Source organism: Veillonella parvula, from assembly GCF_047241225.1.
Lineage (GTDB): Bacteria > Bacillota > Negativicutes > Veillonellales > Veillonellaceae > Veillonella > Veillonella parvula_O.
In genome coordinates, this window is sequence record NZ_JBKTIE010000002.1 from 175,650 (window position 1) to 198,196 (window position 22,547).

At 38.9% G+C, this 22,547-nt stretch carries 20 protein-coding genes and 1 riboswitch; of the genes, 4 read left to right on the forward strand and 16 right to left on the reverse strand.

What is annotated here, in order from left to right:
• Window positions 1–76 precede the first annotated feature (76 nt).
• Both ACLRYO_RS04360 and ACLRYO_RS04365 read left to right on the forward strand, forming a co-directional pair.
• Window positions 77–1,537, forward strand: coding sequence for an alanine/glycine:cation symporter family protein (locus tag ACLRYO_RS04360; RefSeq protein WP_316584165.1), 1,461 nt, complete (start codon window positions 77–79; stop codon window positions 1,535–1,537).
• A 376-nt stretch (window positions 1,538–1,913) separates the two neighbouring features.
• Window positions 1,914–3,170 carry a Glu/Leu/Phe/Val family dehydrogenase gene (locus tag ACLRYO_RS04365; RefSeq protein ID WP_008602423.1) on the forward strand — a complete coding sequence of 419 codons (1,257 nt, stop codon included), beginning with the start codon at window positions 1,914–1,916 and terminating at the stop codon, window positions 3,168–3,170.
• Window positions 3,171–3,311: 141 nt separating this feature from the next.
• Here ACLRYO_RS04365 and ACLRYO_RS04370 read toward each other — a convergent pair whose 3' ends face one another.
• From ACLRYO_RS04370 to ACLRYO_RS04395, 6 genes are all read right to left on the reverse strand, one after another.
• Complete coding sequence (locus tag ACLRYO_RS04370) at window positions 3,312–3,803, reverse strand: QueT transporter family protein (RefSeq protein WP_316581636.1); 492 nt, start codon at window positions 3,801–3,803, stop codon at window positions 3,312–3,314.
• Window positions 3,804–4,267: 464 nt separating this feature from the next.
• Window positions 4,268–4,957: a 7-cyano-7-deazaguanine synthase QueC gene (queC, locus tag ACLRYO_RS04375; RefSeq protein ID WP_316584166.1), complete on the reverse strand. Its 690-nt coding sequence runs from the start codon at window positions 4,955–4,957 to the stop codon at window positions 4,268–4,270.
• Between the two features lie 68 nt (window positions 4,958–5,025).
• Window positions 5,026–5,781: an exodeoxyribonuclease III gene (locus ACLRYO_RS04380; RefSeq protein WP_128114504.1), complete on the reverse strand. Its 756-nt coding sequence runs from the start codon at window positions 5,779–5,781 to the stop codon at window positions 5,026–5,028.
• Window positions 5,782–5,918: 137 nt separating this feature from the next.
• The gene (locus tag ACLRYO_RS04385) at window positions 5,919–6,146 is read right to left on the reverse strand and encodes a hypothetical protein (protein WP_316584167.1); all 228 of its coding nucleotides are present in this window, start codon (window positions 6,144–6,146) and stop codon (window positions 5,919–5,921) included.
• Between the two features lie 13 nt (window positions 6,147–6,159).
• Window positions 6,160–6,978 carry a sulfurtransferase gene (locus tag ACLRYO_RS04390; protein WP_316584169.1) on the reverse strand — a complete coding sequence of 273 codons (819 nt, stop codon included), beginning with the start codon at window positions 6,976–6,978 and terminating at the stop codon, window positions 6,160–6,162.
• 51 nt (window positions 6,979–7,029) lie between these two features.
• Window positions 7,030–7,194: a hypothetical protein gene (locus tag ACLRYO_RS04395; protein ID WP_278457207.1), complete on the reverse strand. Its 165-nt coding sequence runs from the start codon at window positions 7,192–7,194 to the stop codon at window positions 7,030–7,032.
• A gap of 314 nt (window positions 7,195–7,508) precedes the next feature.
• On the opposite strand from ACLRYO_RS04395, the gene ACLRYO_RS04400 reads away from it, so the two are divergent.
• Window positions 7,509–8,438, forward strand: a complete 930-nt coding sequence (locus ACLRYO_RS04400) for a DUF3829 domain-containing protein (RefSeq protein ID WP_008602411.1) — start codon at window positions 7,509–7,511, stop codon at window positions 8,436–8,438.
• A gap of 67 nt (window positions 8,439–8,505) precedes the next feature.
• On the opposite strand, the gene ACLRYO_RS04405 is transcribed toward ACLRYO_RS04400, so the two are convergent.
• From ACLRYO_RS04405 to ACLRYO_RS04450, 10 genes are all read right to left on the reverse strand, one after another.
• Window positions 8,506–10,059, reverse strand: a complete 1,554-nt coding sequence (locus ACLRYO_RS04405; protein WP_278457209.1) for an ABC transporter substrate-binding protein — start codon at window positions 10,057–10,059, stop codon at window positions 8,506–8,508.
• A gap of 383 nt (window positions 10,060–10,442) precedes the next feature.
• Complete coding sequence (locus ACLRYO_RS04410) at window positions 10,443–11,258, reverse strand: ABC transporter ATP-binding protein (protein WP_024061594.1); 816 nt, start codon at window positions 11,256–11,258, stop codon at window positions 10,443–10,445.
• Window positions 11,251–12,048 (reverse strand): ABC transporter ATP-binding protein, encoded by a 798-nt coding sequence (locus ACLRYO_RS04415; protein ID WP_024061595.1) that lies wholly within the window; start codon window positions 12,046–12,048, stop codon window positions 11,251–11,253. The genes ACLRYO_RS04410 and ACLRYO_RS04415 overlap by 8 nt, the downstream gene beginning before the upstream one ends.
• Before the next feature lie 12 nt (window positions 12,049–12,060).
• Window positions 12,061–13,629, reverse strand: coding sequence for an ABC transporter substrate-binding protein (locus ACLRYO_RS04420; RefSeq protein ID WP_316584171.1), 1,569 nt, complete (start codon window positions 13,627–13,629; stop codon window positions 12,061–12,063).
• A gap of 153 nt (window positions 13,630–13,782) precedes the next feature.
• Window positions 13,783–14,604 carry a nickel transporter permease gene (nikC, locus tag ACLRYO_RS04425; protein WP_278457210.1) on the reverse strand — a complete coding sequence of 274 codons (822 nt, stop codon included), beginning with the start codon at window positions 14,602–14,604 and terminating at the stop codon, window positions 13,783–13,785.
• The gene (nikB, locus tag ACLRYO_RS04430) at window positions 14,604–15,542 is read right to left on the reverse strand and encodes a nickel ABC transporter permease (RefSeq protein WP_004697516.1); all 939 of its coding nucleotides are present in this window, start codon (window positions 15,540–15,542) and stop codon (window positions 14,604–14,606) included. Before nikB ends, nikC begins: the two co-directional genes overlap by 1 nt.
• A 143-nt stretch (window positions 15,543–15,685) precedes the next feature.
• A riboswitch (cobalamin riboswitch) is annotated at window positions 15,686–15,873 on the reverse strand.
• Window positions 15,874–16,276: 403 nt separating this feature from the next.
• Window positions 16,277–17,608 (reverse strand): putrescine-ornithine antiporter, encoded by a 1,332-nt coding sequence (gene potE, locus ACLRYO_RS04435; RefSeq protein ID WP_004697529.1) that lies wholly within the window; start codon window positions 17,606–17,608, stop codon window positions 16,277–16,279.
• 590 nt (window positions 17,609–18,198) lie between these two features.
• Window positions 18,199–19,626 (reverse strand): argininosuccinate lyase, encoded by a 1,428-nt coding sequence (argH, locus tag ACLRYO_RS04440; RefSeq protein WP_278457212.1) that lies wholly within the window; start codon window positions 19,624–19,626, stop codon window positions 18,199–18,201.
• On the reverse strand, window positions 19,626–20,837 hold the full coding sequence (locus ACLRYO_RS04445; protein ID WP_004697508.1) for an argininosuccinate synthase: 1,212 nt from the start codon (window positions 20,835–20,837) through the stop codon (window positions 19,626–19,628). The genes argH and ACLRYO_RS04445 overlap by 1 nt, the downstream gene beginning before the upstream one ends.
• A gap of 252 nt (window positions 20,838–21,089) precedes the next feature.
• Window positions 21,090–21,896, reverse strand: coding sequence for a transglycosylase domain-containing protein (locus ACLRYO_RS04450; protein ID WP_038125688.1), 807 nt, complete (start codon window positions 21,894–21,896; stop codon window positions 21,090–21,092).
• 331 nt (window positions 21,897–22,227) lie between these two features.
• Here ACLRYO_RS04450 and ACLRYO_RS04455 point away from each other — a divergent pair, with 331 nt between their 5' ends.
• Window positions 22,228–22,506, forward strand: a complete 279-nt coding sequence (locus tag ACLRYO_RS04455) for a metal-sensing transcriptional repressor (RefSeq protein ID WP_004697521.1) — start codon at window positions 22,228–22,230, stop codon at window positions 22,504–22,506.
• Window positions 22,507–22,547: the final 41 nt, after the last annotated feature.

Sequence of the window (22,547 nt, forward strand, 5' to 3'; positions counted from 1 at the left end):
ACATAGTCTATAGAAATTGATACAATATCATTGATTATTATGAAATATGGATTTTTTTATAGGAAAGGGAGTTTTTATGGAAGCAATGCTTAATGATGCTATATCTACCATAAACGGCTATTTATGGAGTTATTTCATCATTTTTATTCTTATCGGCGCAGGCCTCTTCTTTACGATGACAACGAATTTTGTACAAATTCGCATGATTAAAGAAATGATTCGCCTCGTAATTAACGGCGCAGGTAGCTCTACAGAAAAGAACCATGTATCCTCATTTCAAGCATTCTGTGTTAGTACCGCATCTCGTGTAGGTGTTGGTAACATCGCAGGTATAGCTATTGCCGTTGTACTTGGTGGCCCTGGTGCTATTTTCTGGATGTGGGTTATCGCACTCATCGGTGCTGCCACGGGCTTCATCGAATCTACATTAGCACAAATCTACAAAGAACCTGTTGCTAAGGGCGGTTTCTATGGCGGACCAGCTTACTATATTCGGTATGGTCTAAACAACAAGGCATTATCTGTTCTATTTGCTATTTTAATCAGTATTACCTATGGTTGGATTTACAATTCTGTACAAGCCAATACTTTGGCTGCATCTCTCCAGGTATTTAACCTTGATGTGTCCTATACAGGCGCTGTAGTAGCAGTCCTTCTTGGTATTATCATATTCGGTGGTATCAACCGCGTTGCAAAAGCATCTGAAATCATTGTTCCTATCATGGCGATTCTATACATTGCTACTGCATTATTTGTGGTAATTATGAATATCACCCAATTCCCACATGTAATCTATACTATTTTCGCCTCCGCATTTGAGCCTGTTGCAGCAGGTGGTGGCTTATTAGGTGCTACTGTTATGAATGGTATCAAACGGGGGCTCTTCTCTAACGAAGCCGGGGAAGGTTCTGTTCCAAACGCAGCCGCTACGGCAGCTGTTAACCACCCTGTAGAACAAGGTCTTGTACAAGCATTCGGCGTATTCCTTGATACATTCATCATTTGTACAGCTTCTGCTTTCATCGTACTCATCGTGGGTGATTACAGCACTACAGGTCTAACAGGCATTGCTCTTGTACAACATAATCTAGCTCAACAACTTGGTTCTTGGGCGCCTACAGCCGTAGCCATTTTCATCGTTATGTTCTCCTTTAGTTCCTTAATTGGTAACTATTACTACGGTGAAATCAATATCAGCCACTTAACAAATAAACGATTTTATCTACATTTGTTCCGTATTGGCGTAATTCTTATGACATTTATTGGCTCTGTTGCCTCTCTAGATCTTGTATGGAATCTAGCCGATTTATTCATGGCTTTCTTAGTATTAACTAACGTAAGTTCCATCGTACGCATGGGTCGCACAGCAGGTCTTGCGCTTGATGACTATATCAAACAACGCAAGGCAGGTATTGAAACACCTGTATTTAACCGTTCCATCCTAAATCACAAATATGGCATCGTATGGTGGGGCGATGGTCAAACTACAGACTCCTCCGTGCCTCCTACTCCGATTGAAGATACAGTGGAAAAATAAAATATATTTACCTATGAGGCTGGTGAAAGTATCTTTCACCAGTCTTTTTCGTATAATCTTTAAATTCCTATAATCTTTAAATTCGTATAATCTTTAAAATACTTTATTAATACATACAGATGGGTCTATATTCTTTGGAATATAGATTTTTATTTTTTGTAAAAGTATCCATTTTCATAGATAAGACTATCCTCCACCAAGAGATTTTAAAGTGACAGATATCACAGTAACCATCTATATTTTTCCTACTTTTAAAGGTCAAAAACTATAGAATATATTTATAAAAATATAAAGGGTATTCTATTTATAATGTCGAATACTTAAGTATGTGAAAAATTAGCACTAATTAATTTACTCTGTTATCCAGGAGGTAATTATGAGCGGTTATAACCCATATGAAAACATGTTAAACACATTAGACGTAGCAGCTGAAAAGCTCGGCTATACTCGTAGTGAATACGAAGTGTTACGTCACCCAGAACGGGAACTAAAAGTAGCGGTTCCTCTTCAATTAGATAATGGTGAAGTTCGAGTATACGAAGGCTATCGTTGCCAACATTCCACATTACGTGGTAGCGCTAAGGGCGGTCTTCGTTTCCATCCAGATTCCGACGAAAACGAAGTGCGTGCACTTGCGGCATGGATGACTATTAAAAACGCTATCGCTAACATTCCTTATGGCGGCGGTAAAGGGGGCATTAAAGTCGATCCAAAAACTTTAAACCCTCGTGAATTAGAACGCTTAACTCGTAACTTCGTACGCCGTATTGCACCTATCATTGGTGTTAATACTGACGTTCCTGCTCCAGACGTAAATACAAATGCTCAAATCATGAGCTGGATCGCTGACGAATACAGCACATTAAAAGGCGAATGGAGCCCAGGTATCGTTACTGGTAAACCAATCGAAGTTGGCGGTTCCTTAGGCCGTAATGAAGCAACTGGTCGCGGTTGTCTCATCGCATTGCAAAGCTATCTCGCTAAGAAAAACTTAGATATCAAAAACCTTACAGTTGCAGTTCAAGGCTTTGGTAACGTAGGCTCCGTAGGTGCTCGTCTCATTGCACAAGCAGGTGCAAAAGTTGTGGCTATCGGCGACGTAAGCGTTAACATCTACAATCCTAACGGTCTTGATGTTGAAAAAGCATACGAATATGCTAACTCCCATGGTCGTTCCCTCGAAGGTTACAGCGAACCAGGCATGACTACAATTGGACCTCAAGAGTTATTGGCTCAACCAGTTGATGTATTGTACATGGCGGCCCTTGAAAACCAATTAAACAAAGATAACATGGAAAATATCCAAGCTAAGATCATCTTGGAGGGCGCTAATGGCCCTACTACTAATGATGCGGATAAATACTTCTATGAAAAGGGCATCGATATCATTCCTGACGTGCTTGCCAACGGTGGTGGCGTAGTTGTATCCTACTATGAATGGGTACAAAACAAAGCTAGTTTCTACTGGACTGAAGAAGAGGTTAATGAAAGATTAACTAAGAATATGCAAAATAGCTTCGAAGCTGTTTGGGAAATGCAACATAAATATAATGTACCACCTCGTCAAGCAGCGTACATGGTTGCTCTTGAACGACTCGTAGTTGAAACTAAATGGCGTGGCTACAACTGTTAAACTCCTATACCTCCATACATGTTAGCCATGAAAAAGGCGTAAGCTCAATGTGAGCTTACGCCTTTTTATTTACCTAGATACATAATCAAAACATCTCTTGAGATTCAATTATTTACTTAGTTTTATCAATAAAACCACTTATTATTTAAAAGCACCTAACAAAGCAGCCACACTAGGACGGCTCATCAAAGCTTTCACCAATACAGAACCAAGAATCGCTGGAATAGTTTGACCCACGATAAGGTTCAATACTAATGGCCAGTACGGTAGGCCAAGTAATGGGCTGAGCCACAATGGCACACATAGTGCAGGCACAAAGACAATGGGAATCATTGCCCACCAAGCGCTGAGACCAAGCTTGCGCATCCCTACGATGATGCCTGTCGTTACTACACCGACACCAAAGCCCCCTACCATATCGAAGATACCAAGACCGCCGAATAGGAAGTTAGAAATGAGGTTGCCAATCCCCATGGGAATTACCAAGAACGGAAAGGCATAAGCAAGTGCATATAATGATGTTGCTATACGAATTTGATACGCCCCGAAAGAAACGCTTTGCGTTATATACAATACAACGATGTACAATGCCACAACCATGGCAGAAATAGTCAATTTGCGTGTAGAAATCATAACACTCACCTCCTCAAAATAAAAAAAAGCATGGCAAAACTACCATGCTTACAATGCTTATGAATTTCCGTAGTTTTGTTTAGAGACAGGATGGTTTCAAACTGTCTTATTTAGTTGTGCGCTTATAATATCATATATTCTCGATATTTACAAGTCACAGGCAGATTAAAGTGGCCTTTGACAGTAACTACTATCGGTGCAATGTTTGCAAGGACGGGGTGTCAGAAAATACCTTTCCTCATCGCTCCACTGGCGAACCGGTCATCGGCCTAGGGCCTCGACCTGCCAAAGTCGCTCTTTGAAAAGGTATTTTCTTCCACTTCGAATTTAGCAAATCAATATTATAGTTATGTAGTGACTCAAATGGCCACTTTAAATCACTATACCTCTATATATATTATTTAATAGTTACACTATATCATCTTACAGCCTGCCCATAACTTGTCTAATCCAGTTTATGGGAGTTATAGTGCTGGGTCTTCGACGCCGTTGACATGGAAGGCTTTAGCTCTATCAATACAGGTACCGCAGTGTCCGCATGGTTTGTCTCCGCCTTCGTAGCAGGACCATGTGAGGTGGTATGGTACGCCGAGGCGTAGGCCTTCTTTTACGATGTCAGCTTTGTTGGCGTTAATAAAGGGTGCTTCTAAGGAGCATTCTTTACCGGATCCTTCAAAGATGGCGTCGCCCATAGATTTGTAGAAGTGTTCTGTACAGTCAGGATAGGCATTGCCCGCTGCGTCATCACTGTGAGCACCGTAATAGATATAGCCGCAGTCTAGAGATAGTGCCAAGGATGCTGCCGCAGATAGGAATAGCCCATTTCTAAACGGTACATAAGTACTCACCGTACCTTCCCCTTCTGCATCTTGTTGTTCTTTGTAGGAACCTTGCGGAATGTCTTCACTAGATTGTACTAACAAGGAGCAGTTACTGAAGGCAAATAGCTTGGTAACATCCATCGTTTTACCTTCGAGACCATAGTACTCTAAAATAGCTATAGCAGCCTCTAATTCTTTACTATGTTTTTGACCATATTGAATCGATAAGGGCACCACATTATCTTTGCCAAATCGTTCAATGGCAAGGGCCAAACAAGTAGTACTATCTACGCCACCGCTAAAAAGAACGACGGCCTTTTGTTTTTGAGCCATAGTATCTCCTTTTCTATCACAACAGCCTCATCCGTAGATGAGGCTGTGCTTTTATATTCACTAAAATTTTATAGATCAATAACCAATTCTACTGGACAGTGATCAGAGCCAAAGATTTGTTGGTGAATCTTAGCTTCTTGAATTTTATCGTCAAGACGTTTAGATGTGATGAAATAGTCAATTCTCCATCCTGTATTTCGTTCACGAGCTTTCCCCATGTAGGACCACCAGCTATATTCTTCAATAGCATCTGGATAGAGATGGCGGAATGTATCTGTAAAGCCTGCCCCTAAGAGTTCTGTCATCTTTGCACGCTCTTCATCGGAGAAGCCTGCATTTTTACGGTTCGTCTTAGGATTTTTTAGGTCAATTTCTTGGTGTGCTACATTGAGATCACCACATAGAATGACAGGCTTTTTCTTATCTAATTCAAGTAGATAATTGCGGAATGCATCTTCCCAAGTCATACGATAATCAAGGCGAGCTAATTCACGTTGGCTATTCGGTGTATAACAGCATACCAAATAGAAATTATCGTATTCAGCAGTGATAACACGGCCCTCTTGATCGTGTTCTTCAATACCGATGCCATTAGTTACGGACAATGGCTTAATACGCGTGAATACAGCCGTGCCACTATAGCCTTTCTTAACTGCACTATTCCAATATTGCTCATACCCTGGCAACTCCAAAGAAATTTGATCGGGTTGCAATTTTGTTTCTTGCAGGCAGAAAATATCTGCATCTAATTCATTAAAGGATTCCATAAATCCCTTTGTTACAGCGGCGCGGAGGCCGTTTACATTCCAAGAAATTAATTTCAATTCTTACTCCTTTATAATACTTCGCATCAATCTAATACTATTCACCGTATTTAACTTGGTGAAAGTCTCTTTCACATAGAATATACGTCAAGTTTTTGCTTAATGTAAGCTAATCTAAAGATTATATGTTAGCAATACTACCGCTTTTTATGTTTCTTAGCATGTCTTGCTTCTGCACGAGCCTTGCGGGCATTTTCATTTGCTTTAAGATCGCTTTCACGTTTCTCACGAAAATAGTTAGCCACCGCCGACAAGACAAGGATTACTAATACAGTTACATTAAACATACCAGGTCCAAAGGTATAGATATGATAACACAAATAACCAAAGGCAACGACTGTTAATAATTGTTTTAATAGATTCATTCGCCCTCCTAAGTTAGTTTAATGTTTCTACACCTGTACTAAGCGGGAAGCCTTCATACGTTACCCAGTCACTAGAACTACCAACATATAAAGCAGATTCAAGCCCTACTTCACTCATGGTTAACAACGCATTGCAGGCAGTCACACCAGACCCACAGTACGTTACAACTGGCCTATTTTGGTAGATTTCGTTGTAATACTCAGCCTCTAAATCTTTCAAGGATTTAGGACCATCTACGGTATAGCCACTTTCATAAAAATGATTAACAGCGCCAGGGATATGGCCTGTCATGCCATCCATCGTATCTACTTGAGATCCATCATAGCGGAATGGCGCACGAGCATCAATGATAACATGATCTCCGCTTTCACTAGCCTTGAGTACCTCATCACGGCTCATAACCATATGCGTTTGCAACTCGTAGTTAAAGATAGATGGTTCAGCAGGTAATGGAGTAGGCTCTTTAGTTAGGAGATGGCCCTCTCGAACCCAACGTTCAACACCACCAGACAATACACGTACATCAGTTAAGCCCATGTAGCGCAACGTCCACCAAAGACGGCCCGCTAAAAATAGCCAAGAATCATATACTACAACCTTGGAGTTGCGAGTAATGCCATAAGACTCAAAGGTATGAGCTAACTGTTCCATATCTGGCAATGGATGACGACCACCATGCTCGCCTAAAGGACCAGTCAAATCCTTGTCTAAATCTACCGCATGAGCCCCCTTAATATGGCCTTTTTTATAATCTTGATACCCTCTAGCATCTAAAATGATGACCTCATCGAGACAAGCTAATAATTCTTTAGGAGTGATAAAATTTGACATGTTGTACTCCTTTCTTTGATTATATCGAAAAATACAAATCTGATAATATTATTATATACGACTACAACGGGATATACAATTAAATGCTACTGATATTAAAAACTCATCACAATTGCGTAATCCATCTTCAATAGCAGATAATACATTACGCCCTTCCCCATTAGCAATAAGTTCCGAAGATGTAGCAAAATTGATTAAATGATTCGATTCTGACATAACGAACTCCCCATATAATGAATACTATACTTGCTATTATACCAGCCGCAGCTGCAACGTCTAGAGAGTATATAGTTTTACTTTTAAAAGTATATTTTTATAACAGCTTACAGCCTCATTCATCGTTTAATCGCTAATTATAAATATAAATACATGTCCAAATCTAACATTTTCATCTATTCCTTATAATTATCGTATCTATACGTCTTTTTTGCCACGTAAAGTTGTGATATAATGTAAATAATTACTCTTAGGGCATTAGTCTGTCCAAATGGATCCAAAAGAGTTAGTGTGTTTTCAAGGAGCGTGCGCAGTTGAAAAAGGGGTACATCAAGTTAATAGCAGCCATTGTGCTTGGTGCTGCTATTATCGGTGGTGGGATCTATGGGGTGTATACACTCTTATCATCCAATACAACGACAATTTTATATCGATCAACCGTTGACGATAAAATCAACGCCATACGACCTTATATTGTTGCATTAGATGCATATAACTCATACAGTGTAGCCTATGCTAACCAATTACAGCCAACTCTTGAAGAGTTGCGCAATGGGTCTCATAATACGACGATTACCTTACCTAAATATAAGGAACTTAAAGCTGCATTAGAGGTAGCAAAACAAGATAGTTCTACACCCTACGAAGATGTAAACCAAGCGACAAATGACGTCCTCGTAGTGCTTGATCAAATTATTCCTATTGCTGATCAGTTGCAATCTTACTATGTGGAACGTCGTTATGAAAAGGATAATTATAAAGGTAGCGATGAGCTAGCAGCTCAATATGTACCTTTAGCAGAACAGTTCTACGCTACATATAATGCATTAGACTTAGCTTTAGATAATCGTAATAATGAGCTTTATAACGAACGCATGACTGAGTATCAGGGAGAAAAGCGGGAAAATGCGGTTAACTTTATAGAGATAAATCTCATAACAGCACAAACTATTGACCTTATTGATCCAGATGGGAATACAGACACCCAAAAGGTAGAATCAAACTTACAACAAATTACACAACGCCTCAATAAATTACAACCTGGTACTACACCAGAAGTACAAAATGCGGTAAGAGAGTATCAAGACTCAGTAAAAGAATTTGTTGCAGAGGCACGCAACTACATTATTATCAACTCATCTTATGGCGAAGCTTATACGCAATTATTTACCAAGTATAATAAAATGATTGGCAAGGCCAATGCAGTTAACATGGCAGACTTAGATGTAACAGAAAAAAAATAATATTTAGATAACACAAAGGACTAGCCCATGCGAGCTAGTCCTTTTATTTTTATGTAAGCAGCAAACTTTATTTCTTTTTCAAATCTTTTGTAATGATGTAATATTCAGACGGTGTTATCTTGATACCATCAATATGTTTATTACCTACAATATTAATTTTAGGATACCCAAGGAATAATGCTACAGCGTTATCTAACATCAGTTGTTGCGCATTGATAACCGCATTACGACGTACTACTGGATCGCTACCGCTTTCACCTAAAGCCAACAATTCATCGAAACGAGGATTGGAGAAGCCAGACCCATTAGTTTCAACGCCTGTCCCCCAATATTGTTTCAAGAACCATACTGGTTGACCAGTATTAGCGGTTACAACACTGGAGATAATCATATCATAATCACCAGATTGAGATAATGTGTCGATAACCGCATAATCTACGATTTTAATTCGTAAATCTACACCGATTTTTTTGTAGTCCGCTTGCAATGCTTCCGCATATAATGGTAATTCAGGACGCGTTGTATAAGCGTAGAAATCAAGTACTAGGTTTTCACCATCTTTATCGACAATGCCATCACCATTCGTATCTTCATAGCCTTCCTGTTTAAGTAATTCTTTAGCGCGCTCTACATTATATTTATTAGGATCGCGTAATTGGTTAAAGCCATAATCGATGGATGGTGGCAATGGAGCCTTACCAGCTACGAACGTATCTTTCATGAGATTTTTCGCATAAGACTCGCGGTCTGCCGCTGCAATGAGGGCTGCACGAAGATTTGGATTTCGTAGTTTCCCCTTTTGCCCCATACGAACAAATACGTCACGCAAGGAAGACATTTCATAGATAGTGAAGTTCTTATCATTTTGGAAGATACTATATTCACCAGGTCCAATGCTAATAGCCATATCTACATCACCAGATTGTAATGCCATAGCACGCGTATTCGCATCATTAATAGAAGGGATCTCAACCTTGGCAAAGCCTGCTTTACCATCCCAGTAATTATCATTACGTTTTAGTTCAGCACGCTCTTTTGTGAAAGAGGATACTACATATGGACCAGTACCAATAGGACCTTCCTTTGCAATATCACGACCATTCGCCTCTGCTGTCACATCCATAATCAAGAACAATGGATCACCTAGCAAGTTTGGCAAGTTATAGTATTCCTTATCAGTCTTGATGGTCAACTCCTGACCGTTAGCAGTAATTTCTGTATAGTTAAAGAACGTTTTTGCTCGTTTACTCTTAGCAAAGGTCCGTTCTAAAGATGCTTTTACCGCCTCAGCTGTCAATTTATTACCATTTGAGAATTTGACTTTATCATTGATGGTGAAAGTCCAGGTCAATTTATCATCACCTTGTTTCCAAGAGGTAGCAAGCCACGGGGTTGCCTTCATTTGGTTATCAAACTTGATAAGCGTTTCACCTACACCAAAGCGTACAACAGCCCAACTAAAATAATTTTCTGTTGGTTCTAATGTGCCAGCAAAGTTAATAGCCCCTACCTTTAATACATCATTAGACGAAGAAGAGTCTTGATTCATACAGCCAACAGTCCCGAGCACGGTCATACCAAGGGTCATACCTATTAGTAAAGCCTTGCGTAATCCTTTCATTTATACACCTAACCTTTCTACACACATTAACTATCTATTTATGCTCAGATACTCACTATGTTTTGTATTAACATAATCTAGTAAATATAACCTGCTTTTACAATAGTTAATATAGAGAGAATCTATGTACATCACTTCATATGAGCATATCTTGTTATACCCATAGGGGTATATTTTATACAGTCAACTATACTATAGATTAGGTGTTAACACAATGTATAATTTGAGAAACATTTCAATATATCTATTAAAAAATTTCATATCTTAACTATACATAAAAAATAGCAGTTAGTCTTGAAACTAACTGCTATTTTAAGTTTACCTATCCGCTCTAAGCCTCTACGTTTCAAAGCTATACTTTTAAAAGTTTTAAAACAAGCTCTCTAAGCTTCTAATGCAGCCTCATCCAAGGTAAGTGGCTTATGATCTTGACCAATTTCAAAGATGGAGCTCAATAAAACCTTTGTATATGGATGTTTTGCATCCGCCAAGTGGAAAGCATCTAGTTCTTCAACGATAGCACCTTTGTACATTACGACCACCTTGTGGCACATCGTACGAATAAAGGCAATATCATGAGCAATAAATAGGTATGTTAAATTTTTCTTTTTTTGTAAACGCGCCAAAAGGTACGCAATGGAGTCTTGTACGGATACATCTAGAGCACTAGTAGCCTCGTCTAATACGAGGATTTCAGGCTCTAAAACGATAGCACGAGCAATGGCAACACGTTGGCGTTGACCACCAGACATTTCATGAGGATAACGATGCATAAACTCACGTGGTAAATCTACCATTTCCAAATAGTCACCTGCGATTTGCTCTTCCTTTCCCTTTTCAAGAAGACCAAAATTATAGAGTGGCTCAAGGATGATATCTTTGACCTTCATACGTGGATTAAAAGCTGCAGATGGATCTTGAAATACCATTTGAATCTTTTTACGATATTCTTTCGTTTGTTCAGAGTTCATATGTTGAATCTCTACACCATCTACATAAATCTCGCCTTCCGTAATAGGAAGCATCTTCATGATCATACGAACCAATGTTGTTTTCCCAGAGCCAGATTCACCTACAATACCAAGGGACTGACCTTTTTCGAGAGTTATATTAATATCCTTACATGCTTCGAGCTCACCACCAGTAGGAAGTGGGAATCGTTTATATACATTCTTAATTTCTACTGCATAATTAGTCAATGTAACGACCTCCTCCCAATGTTGGCACAGCGTCTTTTAATTGTTTTGTATATTCATTAGATGGATTTTCCAAAATATCTTGCGGAGTACCAGCATCTACAACACGGCCCTTTTTCATAACAATGATATAATCGGACATATACGCTGCTACACCAAGGTTATGCGTAACCATTACAATTGCTGAATTATGCTCTTTAGCTAGTTCAAGCATTTGCATAACCACTTGAGATTGTGTTGTTACATCCAGAGCAGATGTAGGTTCATCACCAATGAGTAATGCTGGGTCCAAAGCTAATGCCATGGCAATACCCACACGTTGGCGTTGACCACCAGATAACTCATGAGGATAACGGCGCAAGATATCTGCACAATTAGGTAAGGCTACGGATTCCAATAACTCAATGGCTCGTCGATCACATTCATCATTGGAGATTTCAATATGAGATGTAAACAACTCTCTAAACTGTTTACCAATGCGAACAATAGGATCCAATGCACTACCACTATCTTGGAAAATCATGGCTATGTCTTTGCCACGTATGGATCTCCATTCAGACTTAGATAGGGTACGAAGGTCATGACCATTAAAGAGCATTGTACCCTCTGTTACCTCACCACCTACAGGCAATAAACCCATGAGGGCCCGGATCACGGTAGTTTTACCGGATCCGGACTCACCTACGATGGTTAATACCTTACCGCGTTCCAAGGTAAAGTTCACATCCATAACAGCAGGCACACCTTGGTACGCAATGTTAAGGTTTTCTACAGTTAGTATGTTTTCTGCCATTATAGCTCCTCACTATTTTGTAATTTTGTTAGTAATCCAGTAGTAATCACTTGGGTACATTACAGCACCTTTCAAGTAAGAACCTGTAACGATATTAGTTTTAGGGTAACCTAAGAATAATGCAGCGCCATCATTTATCAACAATTGTTGAATTTGGATTGCATAATCACGACGTTTTGCTGGGTCGAATTCAGTTTCAGCTGCATCTAACAATTGGTCAACTTGTGGATTGGAGTAACCAGAACCATTTTGAGGGTTGGAACCATTGTTATTAGTGTGCCAGTAGTTAGCCAAGAACCAGATTGGATCGCCTGTATTAGCTGTTACGATATTGGAGATAAGCATATCATAGTCGCCTTCTTGACCCATTTTATCGATCAAGTTATAGTCAACTGTTTTGATTTTCATATCGATGCCAACCTTTTTAAGGTCTGCTTGAACAGCCTCTGCATAAAGTGGTAATTCTGCACGAGAGTTATATACTACGAAGTTGAATGTTAATGGTTTGCCATCTTTATCAAGGATGCCATCGCCATCTGTATCTTTCCAGCCATCTTCTGCTAACAATTGTTTAGCGCGTTCAGGATTATATGCATTTGGATCTTTCAAGTCTTTGAAACCATAGTCCATGGATGGTGGAATTGGAGCGGAACCAGGAATGAATGTACCTTTTAACAATACATCAGCATAGTTTTTACGGTCTGTTGCAGAGATAACTGCAGCACGAACTTTGTCATCCCCAAGAATACCTTTTTGATTAATACGGGCCAATACGACACGAAGAGATGCGATTTCATCTACTTTGAATTTATCATTGCCTTGGAATAAACCAATTTCACCAGGACCGATGTTAACAGCCATATCTACGTCGCCAGATTGTAAGCTCAAAGCACGCGTATTAGGGTCATCGATGGAAGGAATTTCTACAGTTTTAAATGGTACTGTACCATCCCAGTAGTTTTCGTTCGCAGCCATTTCAGCACGTTCTTTAGTGAAGGATTTAACTACATATGGGCCTGTACCGATAGGACCTTCCTTCGCAAAGTTACGGCCATCTTTTTCAGCTTGAACGTCAACGATTAGGAACAACGGATCCGCTAAAAGGCCAGGCATATTAGGATATTCTTTTGTTGTATGAATAACTAATTGTTGACCATTAGCTTCCATAGAGTCATATTCGAAGAATGTTTTCGCACGATTAGACTTTGCAAAAGCACGTTCAATAGACGCCTTTACAGCTGCTGCATCAACTTTTTTACCATTGGAGAATTTCACCTTATCATTGATTGTGAAAGTCCATGTTTTATGGTCTGGAGATACCTCCCATTTAGACGCAATCCATGGTTGAGGTTTCATTTGCTCGTCAAATTTAGCCAATGTTTCACCTACGCCATAACGCATTACAACCCATGCGAAGAAGTTTTCTGTAGGTTCTAATGTGGATGCGAAGTTAGTAACGCCTACTTTTAATACATCTTTGTTAGCAGCACCATTATTATCAGACCCACACCCTGCGATGAAGGAACCCATCATTACAATGCTAAGACCTGCTAAAAGAGCCTTTTTCCAAGATTTTTTCATTTAAAATCTCCTTTTACAACTACATGCAAAACATAAAAACATTTAACATCATCACTATCTAAAATAGTTGTGATGGAAAAAACATAATTTCCTACCATTCATAATGAAACTTTCACTAGATGAAAATTCAAATTTATGAAGATAAAAACAATTTTATCCTTGATTTTTAGGATCCACTACATCTCGTAAGGAGTCAGACCAAAGATTAAAAATAGATACTACAATTAAAATCGACATACCAGGGAATGCCATAAGCCATGGACTCGTTTGCAAGTACTGGCGGCCTTCATTAAGCATAAGGCCCCATTCAGGTGTTGGTGGCTGTGCACCGAAACCAAGGAAAGAAAGCCCTGCTACCTCAATCATGATAGCCCCAATATCAAGTGCACCTGTAGTAACAACAAGAGGCATAATATTAGGAATAATATGTCGTCTTAAGATAGTTGCTGTAGATGCCCCCATCATAACCGCAGCCGTTACATATTCTTCACCACGTACTTTTAACGTCATAGAACGTACTAGACGAGCATATTTTGCCCAACCAACTACAGATAAAGCCAAAATTGTATTCACAATGCTACCACCCAAAATACCAGCAATAGCGATGGCTAAAACAACACCTGGGAAGGATAACATAATATCAGCTAAGCGCATGAGAACCATTTCGACTTTGCCGCCAAAATAGCCTGCTATAGCACCGATGATAGTACCAATGCTCACCATGATAACGACGATGGATACGCCCATGAACAAGGATAATTGAGTACCGTAAATGATACGGGATAATACATCACGTCCTAATTTATCGGTACCAAACCAATGTTGGCTGCTTGGTGCTTGCAATGCCTGACTTATATTTGAGGTGAAAGCATCGCCCGGTGCAAGCCAGGGTGCAAAGATAGCGATGAGAACAATGATAATCATCAACCCACTATAGAAAGAGAACAATTTATGTTTTTGAATAAATTCTGCCATTATGCTCTCTCCCTTTTCAATCTAGGGTCTAATAAGATATATGATGCATCAACCAATGCGTTAATACACATATATGCTAAAGCAACCCACAACACAAAACCTTCAATCAATGGATAATCGCGCATAGTAATAGCATAAATTGCCATATTCCCAAGTCCCGGCCAAGAGAATACCATTTCTACGACTGCCACACCACCTAGTAACCAACCAATAACAACACCAAGAATAGTGATGAGTGGTAACACCGCATTAGGTAAAATATGACCGAATAAAATTTTTATCTCACTAACACCGCGAGCACGAGCGCCAATAACATAATCCTTTTGCATTTCCTCAAGGATAACGAGCCGCACTTGACGCATGTATTTAGACCCAACAACAACTGCCAAAGTAATAGCGGGCAAAATAACACCAGACGCAGTCACTCGAGAGGATGCAATCGGTACAAGGCCCAATTTAAGACCGAAGATGTAAATCAGTACAAGACCTAACCAGAACGTAGGCATAGATACGCCTACGAAGGATAGAAATCTCAACACATAATCAACCCATTTGTTACGATTTAAGGCGCTTATAATACCTGCAGGCAATGCATAGAGCAGCGTAAATACTAAAGCCGTACCCGCTAACATTAATGTACCTGGTAAAGCCTCCAACATACGATCTACTACTGGTTTTTTAGCAGAATAACTCATCCCTAAATCACCTTGTGCGGCATTGACGACCCAGTTTGCATACTGTACTACAAATGGTTTATCTAACCCAAGCTGAGCTCGAGTTTCATCGATAAGCTCCTGAGATACGATAGTATCTGCCGTTTCAAGTAACATCGTTACTGGGTCACCTGGTGCTAAATAGGTGAGACAAAATGTCAAAAATGTGATGCCAAACAAGGTAACAATAAATTGCCCCAATTGTTTGACAAAGCGTTTGCCCATAGGCGCCTCCTAAACTCTCTAAACACTAACAACAATTCAAATGACAAACTAATGGTACTAGCTTTTTATATAGCGATGAAGCTTAAAGGCTAGGGAACGAAAAAAGGTTAGTCGCCCGACTAACCCAAATTAAGCACAGCATATGCATACCATGCCTTTAGAGCAGGCTTTCTGACTCTGATTCATCGCAACATTTCGGCCTTCCCAGTTTCCCAGTGACCCTATAATGAAACCTTGCTCCTCATTACAGCTATTTGCATAGTATGGGTTTTTCACCCATTTTCCTCTTTTACGCTCGGTAAATACCGACACTCACTAGTTCATTCATTTTTATCGATTATAAATATACTATATTAACACTCTATTTACAATACATATACCCCTTATGGGTATATGTATTTCGCATATTTTCAATATAATTTTTATACTGATAAAAAATATTGATTAATGATTAAATTCACAATCCTGCATAAAATTATATAAATTAACTTATATAAATAATTTTTTATTATATTTACTGTATATGACGGTATATATATTAATTTTAATAATAATAAAGCAATGTAAAAACTTTATTATAAAATCTTTTTATACACAGCAAAAATTTGATTAATAATAATACTCTTTATATTTTTTCATATCTAGCTCGCATTAATTATAAGTCTAATGCATGATTATGATAAAAAAGAGGCTATTACCAAGTAATAGCCTCTAATAAGACGAGATGTATTCAGTTAATCAATACTTTGTTGTAAGCGGTGTGCTCTGCGTGTATCCCACGCTTTACGCAAAACATAGATCACCAAGCCTATGCTTACTGCCACTGCGCTACCTACCATAGCATCAAAGCCACATGCGTAGATTGCATATAGGCAGTAAAGAACGCCTATACCGAACAAGTAATTAGAGCGTTTAATACGACTTTCAGCTACGCCAGCCATACGCATCATTGTAGGTACTGCCAAGATGCACAATACATACGGTACTACGTTAGTTACAACCGCTAAGTTTACTAGGATTTCAAACTGCTCACGCAAGGATTCGCTTGCAGTGAATAAAGTAAGTAATGTTTCAACAGCGAGTAAAATCAATACACCACGAACAGGAGCATCTTTGCTATTTACACGAGCGAATATTTTAGGGAAGTAACCATGTTCTGCTGCACTTTTGAAGACGCGAGACAATGTGAATTGCCAGCAAAGCAAAGCGCCAAAGCAAGAAATAACCATAGCAGCCATAACGATGTTTGCAATTGTATCATTGAACATGTATACGAATGTCAAACCGAATGGTGCGTTAGAATTTAATAAATCAACGTTAGGCACAATACCTGCCATAACGTTTGTGGACAAGATATAAACCACTGCCACTGCTAATGTACCCGCCACAGTTGCGATAGGTACGTTTTTCTTTGGATTCTCAACAGCATCAGCATTAGCCGCTGCGGACTCAAATCCTAGGAAGCCCCATAAAGTTAGGGAAATAGATTGTTTTACCGCATCATAAAGCGGAAGATCATTTGGATTCCATGCCGCCCAATAAATAGATGGATCAAACCAATACCAGCCGATTGTACCGATTAATAAAACCGGAACAATAGAGCCCCAAATAGTCATATTGCTGAGTCGACCTGTGAAACGATTACCTCTGAAGTTTAGAATCGCTGCAAACCACAAGAGCACAATTGTTACCTGACTTGTTTGTGTCGCATTGAGGTCAACACCAAAGAAAGCTGCGCCATAACCTACGGCAGATACCGCAATGGCGATATTAGCAATGATGAGAGATATGCTGTAAGCATAGCTCGCCATAAAATGTCCAGTTTTACCGAAGCGATGTTCTGCATAACCGCCCATGCCCCCTTGTTTTTGGGAGAACATACCCGCTTGAGCAAAAATATACGCTAGTAAAAGCGCACCCACAGCTGTCACGAGCCAAGATAAAACTGAAATAGTACCAACTTGAGCCAAATTAGTTGGTAACATAATGATCCCAGCTCCTAGCATATTGGCTGCTACCATTGTGGTTAGCTGGAATACAGACATTTTTTTAGCGGTGGTTTTCATGTATCAATCCCCTTTCACTAAGGTGAATTTTTTCTCGTCCATAATTCACTTAAAATATATATACCGCTAAGTAAATTCAGTTCGTGCTGTGATGGGCTTGAATGTGAATTTACCGTTTTTATTCTTATTACGAGTTAAATAATAACACCTATGAAACCAAAATAAAAGTACTTTATTGGCGGACAAGGCATATTACACGAATTGAATAAATCATAGGTGATTTATCATCAAAATTGAACAGAATTCATTTTAATTGTGACAAAGTATATTTTTACCCTATTTTATTCTGTGTATAGATGTAATTTTTCCTATCTATCACGGTTATAGTGTCCTAGTACAAGACTATTATTCTCTCACAATCCACTATACATGTACATACAAATACCTCATTTTAATAGTGGATTATCAATTAGAATTTTGGGATTTATAGGTATCGTCTAGCTGTTAAATAAAAAATCGATATACATATAAGTATAATGGGCAATATTAGGCCCTTAATGAAATCCTTATATGTATATCGATCTCAGACTTTTAAATTTTTATTGATAATTATTCTTTACTTTTATTGTTGATATGTTCTTACACTACTTTTATGCCTGTACGGATTCAATAATATGTTTCCACTCAGCAATTTGTTTTTCTTCTGTAGCGATAATAGCTTTGCCATTATTACGTTGTCGTTCCACACACTCCGGAGCCGTACCAGAATAGTTGTTACGACCCGCTACACAAGCTTCGATGGAGATGGCATCAAGAATATCCGCATCAAAGTGATGAGAGATTGCTTTGAAGTCTTCTACGGATAGATCAAGGAGTACGCAACCTTTTTCGATACAGTGATGCACCGCATTACCTACGATTTCATGGGCTTCGCGGAATGGAACACCTTTTTTCGCAAGGTAATCTGCCATATCCGTAGCATTAGAGAAGTCGTCATCAAGGACTGCTTTCATATGAGCCCCATTGACCTTCATACCGCGAACCATCGCCGCATTGATGGACAATGCAAAGTGTACCGTATCAATAGCATCGAAGATACCTTCTTTATCCTCTTGCATATCCTTGTTGTATGTAAGTGGTAATCCTTTCAACGTTGTTAGAAGTCCTAACAAGTGACCATAGGTACGGCCTGTTTTACCACGAACCAGTTCGCAAACATCAGGATTTTTCTTTTGAGGCATGATACTAGAACCTGTACAATGAGCATCATCGAGTTCAATAAAATTAAACTCATTGGTGGACCACAAGATTAATTCTTCACTAAGACGACTCAAGTGCATCATCACTAGAGATGCAAAGGACAAGAATTCAACTACGTAATCGCGGTCAGATACGGCATCCATACTATTTTCATAAATACGGGAAAAGCCCAAGAGCTTTTGCGTATATGTTTGATCAATGCCATATGTAGAACCAGCTAATGCACCGGCTCCAAGTGGCATGATGTCCGCATGTTTAAATACCAACAAGAGACGATCAAAATCGCGTTCTAACATGGAGAAATAAGCCATCATATGATGCCCGAACAATACAGGTTGAGCCCGTTGTAAGTGCGTATAGCCAGGCATGATAACGTCACTATATTTTTCAGCTGTTTCAATGAGAGCTTTCTGCATATCTACGATGAGCTCGCCCATTTCCACAACAGCTTTACGCACATACATATGCAAATCTACTGCACACTGATCATTACGGCTGCGGCCGGTATGCAAACGCCCACCTGCTTCACCAATATCATCAGTAAGGTGTTTCTCAATATTCATATGAATATCTTCAAGAGCCACGGAGAACGGAAACTCTCCTTTATCAATCTGACCTTTAATCTTTGTTAAACCTGCTAAAATAGCATCTCGATCTGCGTCGGAGATAATATTTTGTTTTGCCAGCATAGTCGCATGAGCCTTGCTGCCTGCAATATCTTCGGCGTACATCCGCGCATCAAAAGCGATAGAGGATGTAAAATCCTCTACCGCTTTATCAGTGCCTTTTGTGAAACGCCCGCCCCACAATTTAGCCATTATTTACCTGCTTTCTCTTTCATCAATGCATTAATTTTGAGAGGTAAACCGAACAAGTTGATGAAACCTTCTGCATCAGATTGATCGTATACATCATCTTCTTCGAATGTTACGAAATCTTCGCTGTACAAAGAATATGGAGAAGTACTACCTGCAGAAATGATATTTCCTTTGTACAATTTAAGTTTTACTTCACCTGTTACAGTTTTTTGAGTTTCGTCAACAAACGCTTGTAACGCGTTCATCAATGGTGCGAACCACATGCCATCATATACGAGTTCAGCGTATTTGTTAGCAATGAGTTCTTTGTAGTGGTATGTAGCTCTGTCGAGGCATAGGTATTCAAGTTCTCTATGAGCATACATGATGATAGAGCCACCTGGGTTTTCATAAACGCCACGGGATTTCATGCCTACCAATCTATTTTCGACGATATCTACAACGCCTACACCATAGTGTGCACCGATTTCGTTGAGTTTTTCTAATATTTGTAATGGAGTACCTTCTTGACCATCTACAGCTACAGGTACACCTTCTTTGAAGGATACAGTTACATAACCAGCTTCATCTGGAGCTTGTTCAGGTGTATGTGTTACCAAGTACACATCATCTTTAGGTGCATTTGCTGGATTTTCAAGATCGCCGCCTTCATGGGACAAATGCCATACGTTTTGGTCCATAGAATATGGATGAGATTTTGTAGCTACAACTGGAATATCGTGTTTAGCAGCATATTCCATACAGTCTGTTCTAGATTTCAAATCCCATTCTCTCCAAGGAGCGATGATTTTCATGTTAGGAGCTAATGCTTTGATAGTCAACTCAAAACGAACTTGGTCATTACCTTTACCAGTCGCACCATGAGCGATTGCATCAGCGCCTTCTTTTTTTGCAATATCTACAAGAATTTTACCAATTAAAGGTCTCGCGAAGGATGTACCTAATAAATATTTACCTTCATAAATTGCACCAGCTTTTACAGTAGGCCATACATAATCTTTTACAAACTCTTCCTTAGCGTCAACGATGTACGCTTTAGATGCGCCAGATTTGATCGCTTTTTTCTCAACTGCATCATAATCCTCAGGTTGGCCCAAGTCTACACACACTGCAATAACTTCAGCGCCATAATTTTCTTTCAGCCAAGGAATGATAACAGAAGTATCTAAGCCACCAGAATATGCGAGTACTACTTTATTTGCTTTACCCATGATAACACCTCATAAACCACTATCTATTTAGACTCATATAATCAATACAATATCAGATAATTGTGAAAGCACCGTGGTATCTTCTATTACCAACAAGCATTTTCTCCTTCTGACAAAAAATAGTATACACCTGTATAATTATAAATGCAAGCATTATTTTTATTCACTTTAATAATATATTTCGTTTCCGAACTAACAAAAAAGCTATATCTAGCAATCAAACACCAGATATAGCTTATTAAATATATTAACTTATTCTTCCACAAGCTCCAAGTCTTGTTCGTACGCATAGTCTGCTTCGGCTTGTGTAATCATGCCTTGGTCTACCATTTGTTCGAGCACCAGCTTTTGTCGAGCCTTTGCACCTTCATAGTTCGTATAAGGATCTAAATAGGACGGTGCATTGGGTAATGCTGCTAGCAAAGCACTTTGCCCCAATGTTAATCGGCTTGGGCTTGTTCCAAAGTAGCCGTGAGCAGCTTCGTAGATACCGTAATAGTTATGACCATAATATACGGTATTCAAATACATAGTGAGAATTTCTTCCTTAGAGTAGTAATGTTCCATTTCACTAGCAAGAATCGCCTCTTCCACCTTACGACTCATGATACGCTTCGAGGAAAGGAACAGATTTTTTACAAGTTGTTGTGTAATAGTACTACCGCCTTCTAGCGTTTCACCTGCTATAGTGTTTGTGTACAAGGCGCGAATAATACCGAGTACATCAATAGCTCCATGTTTATAATACCGCTTATCTTCAATAGCGATTAGTGCATTTTTTGTGTACTCAGGAATAACATCCCCTTTCACCCAATGCTCTTTTGAAACACGTTGATTAAGAGCTATCTGTACTTTATCTCTAAATGTAAACAGTCGTATAATTCGATCCGTACGACTGAGCGTGTCTTCACTTTGTTCTATTTGTTTTTCAACAATTGTATGAGCTTTACTCTCACGATTTGTCCCTTGAAAGCTATGGTATCCGTCATATATAAACATAGCCAAAATCATGACCACTACGAACACGACTAGATTTCGAAGGTAGCGAAATACTTTCATTTCTTTCACCTATTTCTTAAAGGTCTGTAATATAAACACATGTAACTATAGGTTTATAATCTAGCTATCTATACAATACCTTATATACATATACAAATATAAAGTATATTAAATGTATTGTATCACATCAATCAATAAGAAGATATGTAAAACACTAGTTTTTACGTCCACTCATACTACAAATATATTTAATATATCTTAATAATGGCATGATACCCTATATCTATATATACCGATTAATGCATATTAGTTATACTTATTAAGTTGTATTAAAAACTTTAAATAGAGTATAATGTATGAGATGATAAAAACATGCCTATGGAGGAGTAAAATGAAACAGTGTATGGATTCAGAAAATCTGCATCGTCGATTGCGTAAAATCTTAGGTCAAGTGCAAGCTATTGATCGAATGATTGAAGAAGACATTCCCTGCGAAGATGTGTTGAGCCAAATTAATGCAGCTAAATCTGCACTACATAAAGTAGGACAAGTAATTCTTGAAGGACATATCAACCACTGCGTACGAGATGGTATCGAACATGGTGACGTGGAAAAAACCATTAGCGACTTTACAAAAGCTGTAGAACGCTTTGCAAATATGGGTAAATAAAAAAGGACTCTACAAATGAATTGCACCCAAAAAATTGGACA